The sequence below is a fragment of the Actinomadura alba genome (genome assembly GCF_014323705.1).
GTDB lineage: Bacteria > Actinomycetota > Actinomycetes > Streptosporangiales > Streptosporangiaceae > Actinomadura_C > Actinomadura_C alba.
The window spans coordinates 156,302-171,175 of record NZ_JABVEC010000004.1; the positions used below are offsets into that span (position 1 = coordinate 156,302).

General features: G+C 73.0%; 14 protein-coding genes and 1 riboswitch. All 14 genes read left to right on the forward strand.

What is annotated here, in order from left to right; genetic code table 11:
• Nucleotides 1-303: 303 nt before the first annotated feature.
• A complete protein-coding gene (mihF, locus tag HKK74_RS08035; RefSeq protein WP_187242446.1) occupies nt 304-630 on the forward strand; it encodes an integration host factor, actinobacterial type in 327 nt (108 codons plus the stop codon).
• Nucleotides 631-739: 109 nt separating this feature from the next.
• Nucleotides 740-1,315: a guanylate kinase gene (gene gmk, locus HKK74_RS08040; RefSeq protein WP_187242590.1), complete on the forward strand. Its 576-nt coding sequence runs from the start codon at nt 740-742 to the stop codon at nt 1,313-1,315.
• A 269-nt stretch (nt 1,316-1,584) separates the two neighbouring features.
• Entirely contained in the window at nt 1,585-1,839 is a 255-nt protein-coding gene (gene rpoZ, locus HKK74_RS08045) for a DNA-directed RNA polymerase subunit omega (protein ID WP_187237873.1), read from the forward strand.
• 47 nt (nt 1,840-1,886) lie between these two features.
• Nucleotides 1,887-3,116: a bifunctional phosphopantothenoylcysteine decarboxylase/phosphopantothenate--cysteine ligase CoaBC gene (coaBC, locus tag HKK74_RS08050; protein ID WP_187242447.1), complete on the forward strand. Its 1,230-nt coding sequence runs from the start codon at nt 1,887-1,889 to the stop codon at nt 3,114-3,116.
• Between the two features lie 121 nt (nt 3,117-3,237).
• On the forward strand, nt 3,238-4,431 hold the full coding sequence (metK, locus tag HKK74_RS08055) for a methionine adenosyltransferase (RefSeq protein WP_187242448.1): 1,194 nt from the start codon (nt 3,238-3,240) through the stop codon (nt 4,429-4,431).
• 296 nt (nt 4,432-4,727) lie between these two features.
• A complete protein-coding gene (locus tag HKK74_RS08060; RefSeq protein ID WP_376771515.1) occupies nt 4,728-7,055 on the forward strand; it encodes a primosomal protein N' in 2,328 nt (775 codons plus the stop codon).
• 88 nt (nt 7,056-7,143) lie between these two features.
• Nucleotides 7,144-8,916 (forward strand): hypothetical protein, encoded by a 1,773-nt coding sequence (locus HKK74_RS08065; protein WP_187242449.1) that lies wholly within the window; start codon nt 7,144-7,146, stop codon nt 8,914-8,916.
• A gap of 104 nt (nt 8,917-9,020) precedes the next feature.
• Nucleotides 9,021-9,566: a peptide deformylase gene (gene def / locus HKK74_RS08070; protein WP_187242450.1), complete on the forward strand. Its 546-nt coding sequence runs from the start codon at nt 9,021-9,023 to the stop codon at nt 9,564-9,566.
• Nucleotides 9,566-10,492, forward strand: a complete 927-nt coding sequence (gene fmt / locus HKK74_RS08075; protein ID WP_187242451.1) for a methionyl-tRNA formyltransferase — start codon at nt 9,566-9,568, stop codon at nt 10,490-10,492. Before def ends, fmt begins: the two co-directional genes overlap by 1 nt.
• Before the next feature lie 31 nt (nt 10,493-10,523).
• Entirely contained in the window at nt 10,524-11,933 is a 1,410-nt protein-coding gene (locus HKK74_RS08080) for an RsmB/NOP family class I SAM-dependent RNA methyltransferase (RefSeq protein WP_187242452.1), read from the forward strand.
• Between the two features lie 153 nt (nt 11,934-12,086).
• Nucleotides 12,087-13,040, forward strand: coding sequence for a phosphatase PAP2 family protein (locus tag HKK74_RS08085; RefSeq protein ID WP_187242453.1), 954 nt, complete (start codon nt 12,087-12,089; stop codon nt 13,038-13,040).
• Nucleotides 13,041-13,083: 43 nt separating this feature from the next.
• Entirely contained in the window at nt 13,084-13,761 is a 678-nt protein-coding gene (gene rpe, locus HKK74_RS08090) for a ribulose-phosphate 3-epimerase (protein ID WP_187242592.1), read from the forward strand.
• Nucleotides 13,762-13,892: 131 nt separating this feature from the next.
• Nucleotides 13,893-14,023: riboswitch (FMN riboswitch) on the forward strand.
• Between the two features lie 77 nt (nt 14,024-14,100).
• Nucleotides 14,101-14,694: a riboflavin synthase gene (locus HKK74_RS08095; RefSeq protein WP_187242454.1), complete on the forward strand. Its 594-nt coding sequence runs from the start codon at nt 14,101-14,103 to the stop codon at nt 14,692-14,694.
• On the forward strand, nt 14,691-14,864 hold the full coding sequence (locus HKK74_RS08100; RefSeq protein ID WP_187242455.1) for a hypothetical protein: 174 nt from the start codon (nt 14,691-14,693) through the stop codon (nt 14,862-14,864). The genes HKK74_RS08095 and HKK74_RS08100 overlap by 4 nt, the downstream gene beginning before the upstream one ends.
• Nucleotides 14,865-14,874: the final 10 nt, after the last annotated feature.

Here is a 14,874-nt window from a genome sequence, read left to right on the forward strand (position 1 = left end):
CGGATCGGGGCGCCGGAGGCCGCGGGGAGGGCCCGTGCGCAAGGCGCGCCGGGTGCGGCGCCGACGGCCTTTCGAGGGGCCGCGGAGGCGGATTTTCCGGCCGACGCGAAACACCAGGCTGTCATGGGAATCCGGCGCTGAGGGCGCCAGTTTAGGTACAGTTCGTATTCAGGACATTACGAAGAGTAGTATTCGCTATTTTGTGACGGGCTAAACGGGGCTTCACGTTGCCTTACAGGGTCTGAACTCGCTAGTTTCCCAACCCGTCCGACTCCGTCGAGTGGAAACACGAGGTGACCCGGCGTGGCTCTTCCGCCCCTAACCCCCGAACAGCGCGCCGCAGCCCTTGAGAAGGCTGCCAAGGCCCGCAAGGAGCGGGCAGAGGTCAAGAACCGGCTCAAGCATGGGGGTACCTCGCTCGCCGAGGTCCTCAAGGACGGGCAGACCGACGATGTCATCGGAAAGATGAAAGTGTCGGCCCTCCTGGAATCCCTGCCCGGTGTGGGCAAGGTCCGTGCGAAGCAGATCATGGAGCGCCTCGGTATCGCCGAGTCCCGCCGCGTGCGTGGACTCGGTGCCAACCAGCGCGCCTCCCTGGAGCGTGAGTACGGCGGCGGTGGCAACCGCTGACGAGCATCCCGCGGGCGGGCGCGACGGTCTGACCGCCGCGGCCGGCTCCGGCGCACACGCGCCGGCGGACGGCTCCATCCCGCCCCCTTCCGGCGCAGCGGCATCCGCGCTGGAAGGCTCTGTTCCGCACGACCGCTCGGCTCGGCGCCTCACGGTCCTCTCCGGACCGTCAGGCGTCGGGAAGAGCACGGTCGTCGCCGAGATCCGGCGTGCCCATCCCGAGGTGTGGCTGTCGGTCTCGGTGACGACCAGGCCTCCCCGGCCGGGGGAGGTCGACGGCGTGCAGTACTTCTTCGTCGACGACGCCGGTTTCGACCGGCTCGTCGCCGAGGGCGCGCTGCTCGAGTGGGCCGAGTTCGCCGGGAACCGCTACGGAACCCCGCGCGGGCCGGTCGAGGAGCGGCTGGCCGCCGGAGTGCCCACCCTGCTCGAGATCGACCTGCAGGGGGCCCGCCAGGTCCGCAGGGCCATGCCCGAGTCGCGCCTGGTGTTCCTTGCCCCGCCGTCCTGGGACGAGCTCGTCCGCCGCCTCACCGGGCGCGGCACCGAGCCGCCCGAGGTGATCGAACGCCGTCTCGAGGCCGCGCGCGTCGAGCTCGCCGCCGAGAAGGAGTTCGACCTAACGCTCGTCAACACCTCCGTGCGCGAAGTGTGCTCGGAGTTGCTCACGCTGATGGCGGACTGACCGGCCGCCGGCCCCGCGCCGGTGTCGTCGCCGGCCCCGCCGCCGACGGCGGCTTCGGCTTCGGCACCGGGCCTTGACCGGCCCGAGTGAGGTAGGCTATCGACGCCGCCGAAATCAGGCGGACGGCCGCGGTCGCCCGCGGCCTCGAGGGCGTGGAGACCTCGCCTCCGGCCGGTCTGCGAAGCGTGATCACCCAGCTTTCCGGCGGACCCCCCCGGCCTCGGCCGCGAGGGAGAGGCCGGACTACGGACTAGTGGAAGGCGTACGGCGTGGCAGCCAGTGCGGAAGGAATCACCAACCCATCGATCGACGAGCTGCTCCAGGTCGTCGACAGCAAGTACAGCCTCGTGAGCATCGCGGCCAAGCGGGCGCGTCAGATCAACGCCTACTACGCGCAGCTCGGCGAGGGCCTGCTCGAGTACGTCGGCCCCCTCGTCGAGACCCAGGTGCAGGAGAAGCCGCTGTCCATCGCGCTCCGTGAGACGCGCGAGGGCCTGCTCAACTCCGAGCCCATCGAGGGCTAAGCGCGGCGTCCGGGCGCGTACGGATCTCGCGGGATTGGCGCGTGCCGATGACTGAGAACAGGCCCCAGGTGATCCTCGGGGTGGGTGCCGGCATCGCGGCGTACAAGGTGTGCGAGCTCCTGCGCCGGCTCACCGAGTCGGGCCACGACGTACGGGTCGTGCCGACGAGCGACGCGCTCCGCTTCGTCGGCGAACCGACCTGGGCGGCGCTCTCGGGTCACCCGGTGGCCGCCGACGTGTGGTCGGACGTCGACCAGGTGCCGCATGTGCGCCTCGGCCAGGACGCCGACCTGGTGTTCGTGGCGCCGGCGACCGCCGACCTGCTCGCCCGGGCGGCGCACGGCCTGGCCGATGACCTGCTCACGAACACGCTGCTCACCGCGCGGTGCCCCGTCGTCTTCGCGCCCGCCATGCACACCGAGATGTGGGAGCACCCGGCCACCCGGGCCAACGTCGCCACCCTGCGCGCCCGCGGTGCCCTCGTCGTCGAACCGGCCTCTGGGCGGCTCACCGGCACCGACACCGGCCCGGGACGGCTGCCCGAGGCCGCCGATCTGTTCGAGGTGGCGCGCGGCGTGCTGGCCCGGTCCCGGCCGGGCGAGGGCGCGCCCGCACTGCCCACCGCCGATCTGGCGGGCCGCCACGTGGTGGTGTCGTCCGGCGGCACCCGCGAGGCGATCGACCCGGTCCGGTTCATCGGCAACCGCTCCTCGGGCCTGCAGGGCCACGCCCTCGCGCGCACGGCCGTCGCCAGGGGCGCCCGCGTCACGCTGGTCGCCGCCAACGTCGCGCTGCCCGATCCGGCCGGCGCCGAGGTCGTACGGGTGGTGTCGGCCGACGACATGCGCGAGGCGGTTCGGAAGGCGGCGAGCAGCGCCGATGCCGTCGTGATGGCGGCCGCGGTGGCCGACTTCCGGCCGGCCGACTACCGCGACCAGAAGATCAAGAAGAGCGAGTCGGACGGGCCCGAGCCGATCCGCCTCGTCAAGAACGCCGACATCCTCGCGGGGCTCGTCGCCGAGCGGACGGCCGGGCAGGTGATCGTGGGGTTCGCCGCAGAGACCGACGACGTCATCGCGCACGGCCGGGCAAAGCTCGCGCGCAAGGGCTGCGACCTGCTCGTGGTCAACCAGGTGGGTGAGAACCTCACGTTAGGCGCGGCCGACAACGCGGCCGTGGTGCTCACCGCGGACGGCGCCGAGGTCGACGTGCCCCGGGGGCCCAAGGAGGCCTTGGCCGATGTCGTCTGGGACCTCGTGGCGGCGCGTCTGCTCTGATAATGCGCTTGTTCGAGGTCGGGTGCTCTCCGATCACCGAGCTCTTCCTGGATAGACTTCCGCCGAAGATTCCCGGAAACCCGATCTGCTAGTCAGCAGCCGCTGCAAGGAGTGCACGAACGTGTCCCGTCGCCTGTTCACCTCCGAGTCCGTCACCGAGGGCCATCCGGACAAGATCGCGGACCAGATCAGTGACGCGATCCTCGACGCGATGCTCAAGGACGACCTGAAGAGCCGGGTCGCCGTCGAGACGCTCATCACCACCGGTCAGGTCCACGTCGCGGGCGAGGTCACCACCGAGACCTACGTGGACATCCCCGGGGTGATCCGCGAGAAGATCCTCGAGATCGGTTACGACTCCTCCAACAAGGGCTTCGACGGTCACTCCTGCGGCGTGTCGGTGTCGATCGGCGCGCAGTCGCCGGACATCGCGCAGGGCGTCGACGACGCCTACGAGAGCCGCGAGGGCGAGGGCGTCGACGAGCTCGACCGCCAGGGCGCCGGCGACCAGGGCCTGATGTTCGGATACGCCTGCCGCGAGACGCCCGAGCTGATGCCGCTGCCGATCACGCTGGCGCACCGGCTCGCGCAGCGGCTGTCGACGGTGCGCAAAGAGGGCACCGTTCCCTACCTGCGGCCTGACGGCAAGACCCAGGTGACCATCGAGTACGACGGCGACCGGCCGGTGCGGCTCGACACCGTCGTCGTGTCCAGCCAGCACGCGCCCGACATCGACCTCAAGGAGCTCCTGTCGCCCGACGTCAAGGAGCACGTCGTCGACCCGGTACTGGCCGAGTTCGACATCGACACCGAGGGCTACCGGCTGCTGGTCAACCCCACCGGCCGGTTCGAGGTCGGCGGGCCGATGGGCGACGCGGGTCTCACCGGACGCAAGATCATCATTGACACCTACGGCGGCATGGCCCGCCACGGCGGCGGCGCGTTCTCCGGCAAGGACCCGTCCAAGGTCGACCGGTCCGCCGCCTACGCCATGCGCTGGGTCGCCAAGAACATCGTCGCCGCCGAGCTCGCCGACCGCGCCGAGGTCCAGGTGGCCTACGCGATCGGCAAGGCGCACCCGGTCGGCCTCTTCGTCGAGACGTTCGGTACCGAGAAGCTGCCGGTGGCCAAGATCCAGCAGGCGGTCCTCGACGTCTTCGACCTGCGTCCCGCCGCGATCATCCGGGACCTCGACCTGCTGCGCCCGATGTACTCCCAGACCGCGGCCTACGGCCACTTCGGCCGCGCGGTGCCCGACTTCTCGTGGGAGTTCACCGACCGGGTCGACGGCCTGCGCTCCGCCGCCGGCCTGTAGCCGGCCGGACCCGCCGAAGGGCCCCGGCTGCCCGCTCTGGTTCAGCGGGCGCCGGGGCCTTCGCGTCGACGCCGGAGCACGTGGGATCCTGCCCCGCCTGGGCGCGGCCGGTTCCCGTCCCCGGAGTCGAGCTCGAGCTCGCGCTCTGGAGCACTACCCAGTGCGTGCGGTCGTGTCCTGCCGGTTACTTCTCCCGGGAAAAGCCGTCCACGGCCCTTCGCGCATCGGCGGCGACGACATCGCGGAGGTCCGGACTGATCCGCCGCGTCGTCCGCGGCGTCTGGTAGGACGGGGGAGTGGCGAACGATGGCGGGGGACCCGGGGCGGCCGCCCCGGAGCAGCTGCCGGGCATGGGAGGGGTCCCGGCCGCCGACGTGCGACCCGGTGCGGCGGCATCGGCGCCGGGCGGCGCCAGGGCCGGCTCGACGGGGCGCGCGACGGGAAAGGCCGGCAAGAAGGCCTCGCGCAAGGGCGCCCGGACACCTTCGGCGACCCGCAAGGTGGCCCGCGTCGTCGTGGACGTGCCGCTGTCCCACCTCGACCGGCCGTTCGACTACCTCGTGCCCACGGACCTCGACGAGCCCGCCGTGCCGGGGTGCCGGGTGCGGGTCCGCTTCGCCGGCCAGCTCGTGGACGGGTTCCTGCTGGAACGCGTCGACGAGAGCGAGCATGAGGGCCGGCTGTCGTTCCTCGAGCGGGTGATCTCCGCCGAGCCCGTGCTCACGCGTGAGGTGGCCGCCCTCGCCCGTGAGGTCGCCGATCGCTATGCGGGCACCCTGTGCGACGTGCTGCGCCTCGCGATCCCGCCCCGCCACGCGCGCGTCGAGGCGGAGGCCGGGCAAGCGGCGCGGCCGTCGCCGGACATCGTCGCCGGTGTGGGCGCACCGGCCGAACCCGGGCCGTGGCAGGCCTATCCGGCGGGAGCGTCGTTCCTCGCCGCCCTTGCCGAGGGGCGGTCGCCGCGGGCGGTGTGGAACGCCATGCCGGGTCCGGACTGGCCGGCCGCCGTCGCCCTCGCCGTACGCGCCACCCTGGCCGCCGGTCGCGGTGCCCTGGTCGTGGTGGCCGCCGGCCGCGACGTCGCCCGGGTCGACGCGGCGCTCCGCGCGGAGCTGAGCGCGGCGACCGGTACCGCGGCCGGCGCCGGCGTGGCGGCGGCCGCGACCGGCCGAGACGGCACGGCGGCGAGCCCGCCCGGCGAGCCCGCCGCCGTGACCACCGCCGGGCCCGAGGCGCCGCCGGCGCTGCACGTCGCCCTCACCGCCGAACTCGGGCCGGCCGAGCGGTACCGGCGCTGGCTGGCGGTGCTGCGGGGCGACGTCCGGGCCGTGGTCGGCACCAGGGCCGCGATGTTCGCGCCGGTGCGCGATCTCGGCCTTGTCGTGCTCTGGGACGACGGAGACGATGTCCACGCCGAACCGCACGCGCCCTACCCGCACGCTCGCGAAGTGCTCGCGCTACGAGCCCACCGGGCCGGCGCCGGTGCTCTCATCGGCGGATTCACCAGGACCACGGACGCCACCCAGCTGATCGAGACCGGATGGGCGCACGCCCTGGCGCCCGACCGGGCGACGCTGCGGCAGGTGATGCCGCGGATCCGTCCCGCCGGTGAGGACGCCGAGCTGGCCCGCGACGAGGCCGCGCGCAGCGCACGCCTGCCGCATCTGGCGTTCCGCACGGCACGGCAGGCCCTCGTCGACGGCCCGGTGCTGGTGCAGGTGCCGCGCCGCGGCTATGTCCCCGCGCTGGCCTGTGGCCGCTGCCGGGCACCTGCGCGCTGTGAGGCCTGCCAGGGCACGCTGTCGGTGAACTCCTCGCACGCGGCGCCCTACTGCCGGTGGTGCGGCCGGATCGCGGGGCGGTGGCAGTGTCCCGAGTGCGGCGGCGGGCAGGTCCGCGCGACCATGGTCGGCGCGCGCCGGACCGCCGAGGAACTGGGCCGGGCCTTTCCGGGGGTGTCCGTGCGGACCTCGGGGCGCGACGGGGTGCTCGACCGGGTCGGCGGCGAGGCGGCGCTGGTGGTTGCCACCCCCGGTGCCGAGCCGGTGGCCGACGATGGTTACGCGGCCGCGCTGCTGCTGGACGGCTGGGTGCTGCTCGGGCGGGCCGATCTGCGGGCCGGCGAAGAGGCCCTGCGCCGGTGGATGAACGCGGCCGCGCTGGTCAGACCGGCCGCTCCGGTCGTCTTGCTCGCCGACAGCGCGCTCGGCCCCGTACAGGCGCTGCTGCGCTGGGATCCGGTGACCCATGCCGAACGCGAGCTCGGCGAGCGCAGGGAACTGGGCTTTCCCCCCGCCGCCCGGATGGCCTCGCTCACCGGTACGCCGGCCGCGTTGCGGGAACTGCTCGAGGCCGCGCTGCTTCCCGAGGGCGCGCAGGTCCTCGGCCCGGTCCCCGTACCCGCGGGCACGCCGGCCCCGGCCGCCGGTGGGGGTGGCACCGCGGGCGCCCGCGCGCCCGGATCCCGACGGCCCGCCGAGGACCGGGAACGGGCGCTGGTCCGGGTCGAACGGGCGGGCGGGCACGCCCTCGCTCACGCCCTCAAGGCCGGTCAGGGAGTGCGCAGCGCGAGGAAGGCCGCCGACCCCGTCCGTGTGCAGATCGATCCCCTCGAGCTCATCTGATCCGGCCACCCGGCGCGGCGGCCCGCGCGGGATCACCAGACGGCTGGATACCCGTGCCCGCGAAGGTCGTCGGCCGTAGGGTTCTGCCGTGACCGACGAATGGGTTGAGACGACGATCCGCGAGCTGGAGCGGTGGGCGGGGCGACGCGACGGCGAGACCGACGTGGGAGGGGTCCGGATCCTGCTCGAGATCGCGGCGGACGGGCTCGGGCTGCGCGGGGCCGGTGAGCTGACCCCCGAGCGTCTCGACCGGCTCCTGCTCGAGGAGTTCCCCAGCATGGTCGCCGCGGGCCCCGACGACGTGCCGTCGGTGCTCTTGGCCGGGCGCGGGCTGGTCGACTTCCTCGCCGAGAGCGGTGCCGTCGGCTTCGAGGAGGCCGAGCGGCTGCGGGAGCGACTGGCCGACATCGAGCCCGAGTTCGCCGACGCCATGGAGGCGGCCGAGGAACTGGAGCAGGAGTCCGCGGCCGAGATGCTCGACGAGCTGATGCTGGCCGACGGCGTGGATCCAGACGACGAAGCGGCCGTCCGCCGGTGGTCGGAGGAGTTCAGCGCGCTGAGCGAGGAGGAGCAGATCTCCCGCTTCTCCGAGCTGATGCTCCCGGCGGAGCAGGCGGTGGTCGGGCCGGTGCGGCTGGCGCCGCCGCGGGAGCTGGCCGCCCGCGCACGCGACTCGGGGCTCACGGAGCGGTTGCGCGGGCTGGCCGCCTGGGTGGCCGAGCGCGAGATTCCCGTTCCGGCCGAAGACGGTGACCTGCCGAAAGAGCACGCCGACGCCGCGGCCGGCGAACTCAAGCCGGCCGTCACGAGCGCCGGTGTCACGCGCCTGTGGCATGCGGCCGTGGCGGCCGGGGCGGTGCTGGCCGAGGACGGCCGGGCGCGGCCCGGTCCGGCGCTCGCGGCGTTCGAGCAGGGTGACGAAGAGGCGGTCCTGGTCGCGTGGCTGGCCGCCTTCGACGCCGCGGTGACCCTCGCCCACGAGCCGGGCGATGAGACGTTCGTGTCCGAGGTGGTGCGCAAGGACCTCCCCGGCCTGCTGATCCATTTGTACGAGCGGCCGGAACCGGTGCCCGCACACGAACTGCTCGACGTGCTCTTCGCGCACATCGAGGAGACCTACGAGATCTCCGACGTCGCGACGCTGGAGACCACCGGCGGGCACGCCTTCACCCTCGCGATGGAGGACCTGGCCGACTGGGGGGTCGTCGAGACCGACGAGCGGGACGGCCACACGCTGACGCCCCTCGGGGTCTGGGCCGTCCGTGAGCTTCTGCTGGCGGACGGCTACCGGGCGCCGCTGGTCGGTGACCTGGCCGAGGCGTCCGCCGCCGAACTCCTCGAAGGTCTCGTCGATCACGGAGAAGACACCGCCGACGAGGAGATCGGGCTCTGGCTGGCCCGCCGCGAGCCGGCCGACGCGGCGGCGGAACTCGTCGCCGTCATGCGCGACGGCACCGCCGGCGTCCGCAACCTCGCGGCCGCGGTCCTGCACCAGGCCGGTCCGGCGGCCGAGCCGGTCGTGCGCCGGGCGTTGGAGGAGCCGGACACCCGGCCGTACGCGGCGCTGTGGCTGCACGCCCATGGTGACGACGAGATCGAGCTGAGCCCCGACGAGATGATGTGGATCTTCACCGACACGGTGGCGGGGCTGCTGGAGAGCGCCGAGCCGCAGGACGCCGTCACCGCCGCGCTGGCCGACGCGCCGCCCGACGCCGATCTCGAGGCGATGATCGCGGAGATGTGGCGGGTCGACCACCCGGACACGGCCGAGGTTCTGGAGGTCCTCGGCCGCCACCACCCCGACAGGGTGGTGGCCAAGGCGGCCCGCAAGTCCGCCTTCAAGGCGCGATCCCGCGCCTGAGCGTCCAACGGCGTCGGGAGTGCGCCCCAGCGCTCCGTAGACTGTCAAGACGATCGCCCGAGCGCGCGCCGGGACCTCGAGCACGCACAGGAACGGAGCAACTGTTGGCCGTCAAGCCCATCCGACTCTTCGGCGACCCGGTGTTGCGCACCGCGGCCGAGCCGGTGAGGGATTTCGACAAGCAGCTGCGCCAGCTCGTCAAGGACCTCACCGACACCATGATCGACGCGCCGGGGGTGGGTCTCGCCGCACCACAGCTCGGGGTGGGGCTTCGGGTCTTCACCTACTACGTCGACGATCACCTGGGGCATCTGGTGAACCCGACGCTCGACCTGTCGGAGGAGCAGCAGGAGGGCGACGAGGGCTGCCTGTCGATCCCCGGGCTCGCCTTTCCGACGCCCCGGGCGATGCGCGTGGTGGCCAAGGGCTTCAACATGCACGGCGAGCCGATCACCCTTGAGGGCTCGGAGCTGCTGGCGCGCTGCGTCCAGCACGAGACCGACCATCTCGACGGCATTCTGTTCATCGACCGGATGGACCCCGAGCAGCGCAAGGCCGCCATGAAGGCGATTCGCGAGGCCGAGTGGTTCGGCGAGCCGGCCCCGCTGATCAGGGACTCGCCGCACCAGACCTTCGGAAGGGCCATCTAGTGAGGCTCGTCTTCGCAGGGACCCCTGCGGCGGCGGTGCCGTCGCTCGAGGTGCTGCTGGCGTCGCGGCACGAGGTGGCCGCGGTCGTCACCCGCCCCGACGCGCCCGCGGGCAGGGGCCGGCACATGGTCGCCGGCCCGGTCGCCGAACGCGCGGCCGAGGCGGGCGTCGAGGTGCTCAAGCCCGCCAAGGCCCGCGACCCGGAGTTCCTGGACCGGCTGCGCGCCATCGCCCCCGACTGCTGCCCGGTCGTCGCCTATGGTGCGCTCCTGCCGCGCGCCGCCCTCGACATCCCCCGGCACGGCTGGGTCAACCTCCACTTCTCGCTCCTGCCCGCGTGGCGGGGAGCGGCCCCCGTGCAGCACGCGATCCTGCACGGTGACGACATCACCGGAGCGGCCACCTTCGAGATCGAGGAGGGCCTCGACACCGGCCCGGTCTACGGCGTGCTCACCGAGCCGATCCGGCCGGCCGACACGACCGGCGATCTGCTGGAGCGGCTCGCCCATGCCGGCGCGAAGCTGCTGGCCGACACCATGGACGGCATCGAGTCGGGGCTGCTGGAGCCGCGGCCCCAGCCGGCCGAGGGCGTGTCGCACGCGCCCAAACTCGGCCCCGAGGACGCCCGTGTGGACTGGACCGCCCCCGCCACCCGCGTCGACCGGCTCGTCCGGGCCTGCACTCCCGCTCCCGGCGCCTGGACCACGTTCCACGGTGACCGGGTCAAGCTGGGCCCGGTGCGGCCGGCCGCCGGCGCGAGCGGCCTCGCACCCGGTGAGCTGCGCGTCGGCAAGAGGGAGGTGCTCGTCGGCACCGGCACCCACCCCGTCGCGCTGGGCGACGTGCGCCCCCAGGGGAAGCGGCCGATGAGCGCCGTCGACTGGACCCGCGGCCTGCGCCGCGCCGAGGAGGACCGGCTCGTTTGAAGGCGTCCGTTCGACCTGAGGCAGGCTGCTGATGCCGCCGCGTGCCCATGACACCCGCCGTCCCGGAAGGCCGCGTCGCACCGGCCGCCCGCAGGATCTGGTGCGCCGTACCGCGTTCGACGTCATCCGGGCCGTCGACACCCGCGACGCCTACGCCAACCTGCTGCTGCCCGCGCGATTGCGCGACCGCGGCCTGACCGGGCGCGACGCCGCGCTCGCCACCGAGCTGACCTACGGCACGCTGCGTGGCCGCGGCACCTACGACGCAGTGCTGGCCGTCTGCAGCGACCGCGACCTGCGCCGGATCGACGCGCCGTTGCTCGCCGTGCTGCGGCTCGGTGCCCACCAGCTCCTGCGCACCCGGATCCCGTCGCACGCGGCCGTCGCGACCACCGTCGAACTGGCCCGTGACGTCGCGGGCCCGGGCCAGGCCAAGTTCGCCAACGCCGTGCTCCGCAAGGTCGCCACCCGCGACCTCGACGCCTGGCTCGAGATCGTTGCGCCGACGGACGAGACGGGCCGGCTGGCGGTGACCTACAGCCATCCGCGCTGGATCGTCTCCTCGTTGAGAGACGCGCTCGGAACGGCGCGCGACGAGCTCGAAGCGCTGCTCGCCGCGGACAACGACCGGCCCAGGGTGACGCTCGTGGCCAGGCCCCCGCGCGCCTCGGTCGACGAGCTGATCGCGGCCGGGGCCGAGGCCGCCACGTATTCGCCGTACGCGGCCCTCCTGTCCGAGGGCGACCCCGCCGCGATCGACGCCGTGCGCGAGGGACGCGCGGGCGTGCAGGACGAGGCCAGCCAGCTGGTCGCCCTGGCGCTCGCGGCGGTGCCGCTGGACGGCCGGGACGGCCGGTGGCTCGACCTGTGCGCCGGTCCGGGCGGCAAGGCCGCCCTGCTCGCGGCGGTGGCCGCCGGCCGAGACGCCAGGTTGCTCGCCTGCGACGTACAGCCGCACCGTGCCGGCCTGGTCCGGCGGACCGTGGACGAGCGGACCGGCGTCGCCGTCGTCGACGGCACGACGCCCGCATGGCCGGCCGGAGCCTTCGACCGGGTGCTCGTCGACGTGCCGTGCACGGGGCTCGGTGCGCTGCGGCGCCGACCGGAGGCGCGCTGGCGGCGCGGTCCCGAGACCGTCGCGGAGCTCGGCCCGCTGCAGCGCGGGCTGCTCGCGAGCGCTCTCGAGGCGGTGCGGCCGGGCGGAGTGGTCGCCTACGTCACCTGCTCACCGCACCTGGCCGAGACCAGGGTCGTCGTGGACGACGTGCTGAAGGTCCGGCCGGACGTCGAGCGGCTCGATACTCCGGCGGCGCTGGCCGAGGTGTCGGCGGCGCCGCTCCCCGATCTCGGCTCGGGGCCGTACGCGCAGTTCTGGCCGCATCGGCACGGCACCGACGCCATGTTCATGGCGTTGCTGCGCCGTGCGGGCGAACGCCGGTAGGCCGCAGGGCGTACCCGATCGCGTGATGCGGTGGTTCCACAGGCGGTCGTTCCCGGACGTCACTTTTCTGTCGCTGTCCGTAGCACCTGCTCGTGGCGGGCATGATCTAGCCATGGAGGAGAAGACCTCGGTTCGGATGGCGATGGGGTCGCCATGCTGACCGAAATCATGCGGTTCATATCGTTCATTGGCAGCGCCGGGTTCTATCTGCCCGTCGTCGTTCTGGTGTTCTGGTGCTTCAGCCCGCGCGTCGCGGCCCGGGCGGCGGTCGTGCTGGCGTTCAGCGCGGCGGTGAACACGCTGCTGAAGCTGCTCTGGCACGCTCCGCGGCCGTACTGGACGGACCCGTCGGTCAAGGCATACCAGTCCCTGGCGTCGTTCGGCATGCCGTCCGGGCACGCTCAGTCCGCCGCCGTCGGGTGGGGTCTGGTCGGGGTCCAGGCCCGGCGACGGGCCGTCTGGGTGCTGGTCGGGGTGGTGGTGTTCCTGGTCGGGGTGTCGCGCGTCTACCTCGGGGTGCACTCCGTCTGGCAGGTGCTCGCGGGCTGGGCGATCGGTGCCGTGCTGCTGGCCGCGGCTCTGGCGTTGGAGCCGATCGTGGTGCCCTGGTGGACCCGCCGGGCCCTCGCGGTGCAGTTCCTGCTCAGCGCCGTGGTGGCGGCCGCCGTCCTGGTGGCCACCGCGCTCGCGGTCGAGGCACTGGCCGGCCGGCCCCTGCCGGGGGCGTGGGCGAGGGCCATCGAGGTGGCGGGCGGAACGGTGAAACCCGTGTCGCTCGCCCAGGGGTCCGCGGCCACCGGGACCCTGTTCGGAGTGCTGGCCGGGCTGTCCTGGCTCACTCGGACGGGCTGGTACGACGCCGGCGGGCCACCGCTGAAGCGGCTCGCGCGGCTTCCGATCGGGTTCGCCGGGGCGGCCGCGATCTGGGTGGTCGGCCTGTTCGCCGGCACCCAGGTGATCGTGGTGTTCGTGGTGTACACACTGCTCACGCTGTGGATCATCTTCGGGGCGCCTGCGGTGTTCGTCCGCCTCGGGCTGGCGCGGCGCGAGGTGCGCGCGGCGCGGGCCGACGGCCTCGCTCCGGGCGACGCCCGCTCGATCACCTGAGCGGATGCGGCCGGCGCCCGCGGATCCTCCTAGACTCAGGTGCATCATGGTAGAGATCTCACCCAGCATCCTGTCCGCCGACTTCGCCCGGCTCGCCGACGATGTCGCGATCATCGCCGACGTCGCCGACTGGGTGCACATCGACGTGATGGACAACCACTTCGTGCCCAACCTGACGATCGGCCTGCCGGTCGTCGAGGCCCTGCTGAAGCACAGCGCGCTGCCGCTGGACTGCCACCTCATGATCGAGGACCCGGACCGGTGGGCGCCTCGGTACGCCGAGGTGGGGGCCGGGGGCGTCACGATCCACGCCGAGGCGGCCAAGGCGCCGATCCGTACATTGCGCGAGATCCGGTCCGCGGGCGCGCGCGCCGGGCTCGCGATCAACCCGGCCACCCCGGTGGAGCCGTACGAAGACCTGCTCGGCGAGATCGACATGTTGCTGCTCATGACGGTGGAGCCCGGCTTCGGCGGCCAGCGGTTCCTCGACGTCGTGCTGCCCAAGGTGCGTCGTGCCCGTGAGCTGATCAAGGGGCGGGACCTCTCGGTGCGGCTCCAGGTCGACGGCGGGGTCGGCGCAGAGACGATCGAGCGCTGCGCCGAGGCGGGCGCCGATGTCTTCGTCGCGGGAAACGCCGTCTACGGCGCCGACGACCCGGCCGAGGCGGTGCGGGCGCTGCGCGCGGACGCCGAGAGGGCCGCCGCCCGCGCCGGCCGGTGACGGCCTCGGCCCCGGCCGCGGCTCGGATTCGGGGCTACCAAGCGAGCGCTAGGTTGTTTATTCTCTGATCGTGGGCATCCTCACATATGGCGGGGAATGCCGGAGATGGCACACTGGTTACGGAAGTCAGCAAGCGTGCTCCGGGGTCGGTGAAATTCCGAACCGGCGGTGACAGTCCGCGACCCGGCCGAAGCCATCGGCCGGTTGACCCGGTGGAACTCCGGGACCGACGGTGAGAGTCCGGATGGGAGGCAGCGCGCGATGCGCCCCTACCTGGGGCGTTGTCTTCGCGGTCTTCGCGACCTTCCCCGGAGTCTTATCCAAAGGAGACTTCGGGACATGTTCACCGGCATCGTCGAGGAACTCGGCGAGATCGTGGGCGTCGAACCCCTGGGCGACTCGGCGCGGCTCGCGATCCGCGGGCCGCTCGTCACCCAGGACGCCGTGCACGGTGCGTCCATCGCGGTCAACGGCGTCTGCCTGACCGTGGTCGACCTCAAGGACGACGTCTTCACCGCCGACATCATGAAAGAGACCCTCGACCGGTCCGCCCTCGGCGGCGTCGAGCCGGGGTCGCGGGTCAACCTGGAGCGCCCGGTCCGCCTCGCCGACCGGCTCGGAGGGCACCTCGTCCAGGGACATGTCGACGGCGTCGCCGAGATCGTGTCCAGGGAGCCGGGTGAACACTGGGACGTCGTCACGGTCTCACTGCCCCCCGAACTCTCGCGGTACGTCGTCGGGAAGGGCTCGATCACCGTCGACGGGATCAGCCTCACCGTCGTCGAGGCCGCGACCGACTGGTTCACAGTCAGCCTGATCCCCACCACGCTCGCCCTCACGACGCTCGGCCACAAGGGTCCCGGCGACCCGGTGAACCTCGAGGTCGACGTCGTCGCGAAGTACGTCGAGCGGCTCATGGGCGCGGATCGATGAGCCGGACACAGGCGGGGTTCTCCGTCCTCGGACACCAGGTGCTCCTCACCGACCTGGTGGGGAACGCCTGCGCGGTCTTCGTGATGGTGTTGGTCGGGTTCCGCGGCTGGCTCCGGCAGTACCGGGCCCAGACCGCCGAGGCCCAGGATCTCGAGGCGGTGGCGCCGTGAGCGGCGACGA

What these genes read in the sequence shown, in the direction of transcription:
- HKK74_RS08080 (WP_187242452.1), top strand. Translation starts at nt 10,524, where the DNA reads ATGCCGCCGCGTGCCCATGACACCCGCCGTCCCGGAAGGCCGCGTCGC.
- HKK74_RS08085 (WP_187242453.1), top strand. Translation starts at nt 12,087, where the DNA reads ATGCTGACCGAAATCATGCGGTTCATATCGTTCATTGGCAGCGCCGGG.
- HKK74_RS08095 (WP_187242454.1), top strand. Translation starts at nt 14,101, where the DNA reads ATGTTCACCGGCATCGTCGAGGAACTCGGCGAGATCGTGGGCGTCGAA.
- HKK74_RS08100 (WP_187242455.1), top strand. Translation starts at nt 14,691, where the DNA reads ATGAGCCGGACACAGGCGGGGTTCTCCGTCCTCGGACACCAGGTGCTC.
- coaBC (WP_187242447.1), top strand. Translation starts at nt 1,887, where the DNA reads ATGACTGAGAACAGGCCCCAGGTGATCCTCGGGGTGGGTGCCGGCATC.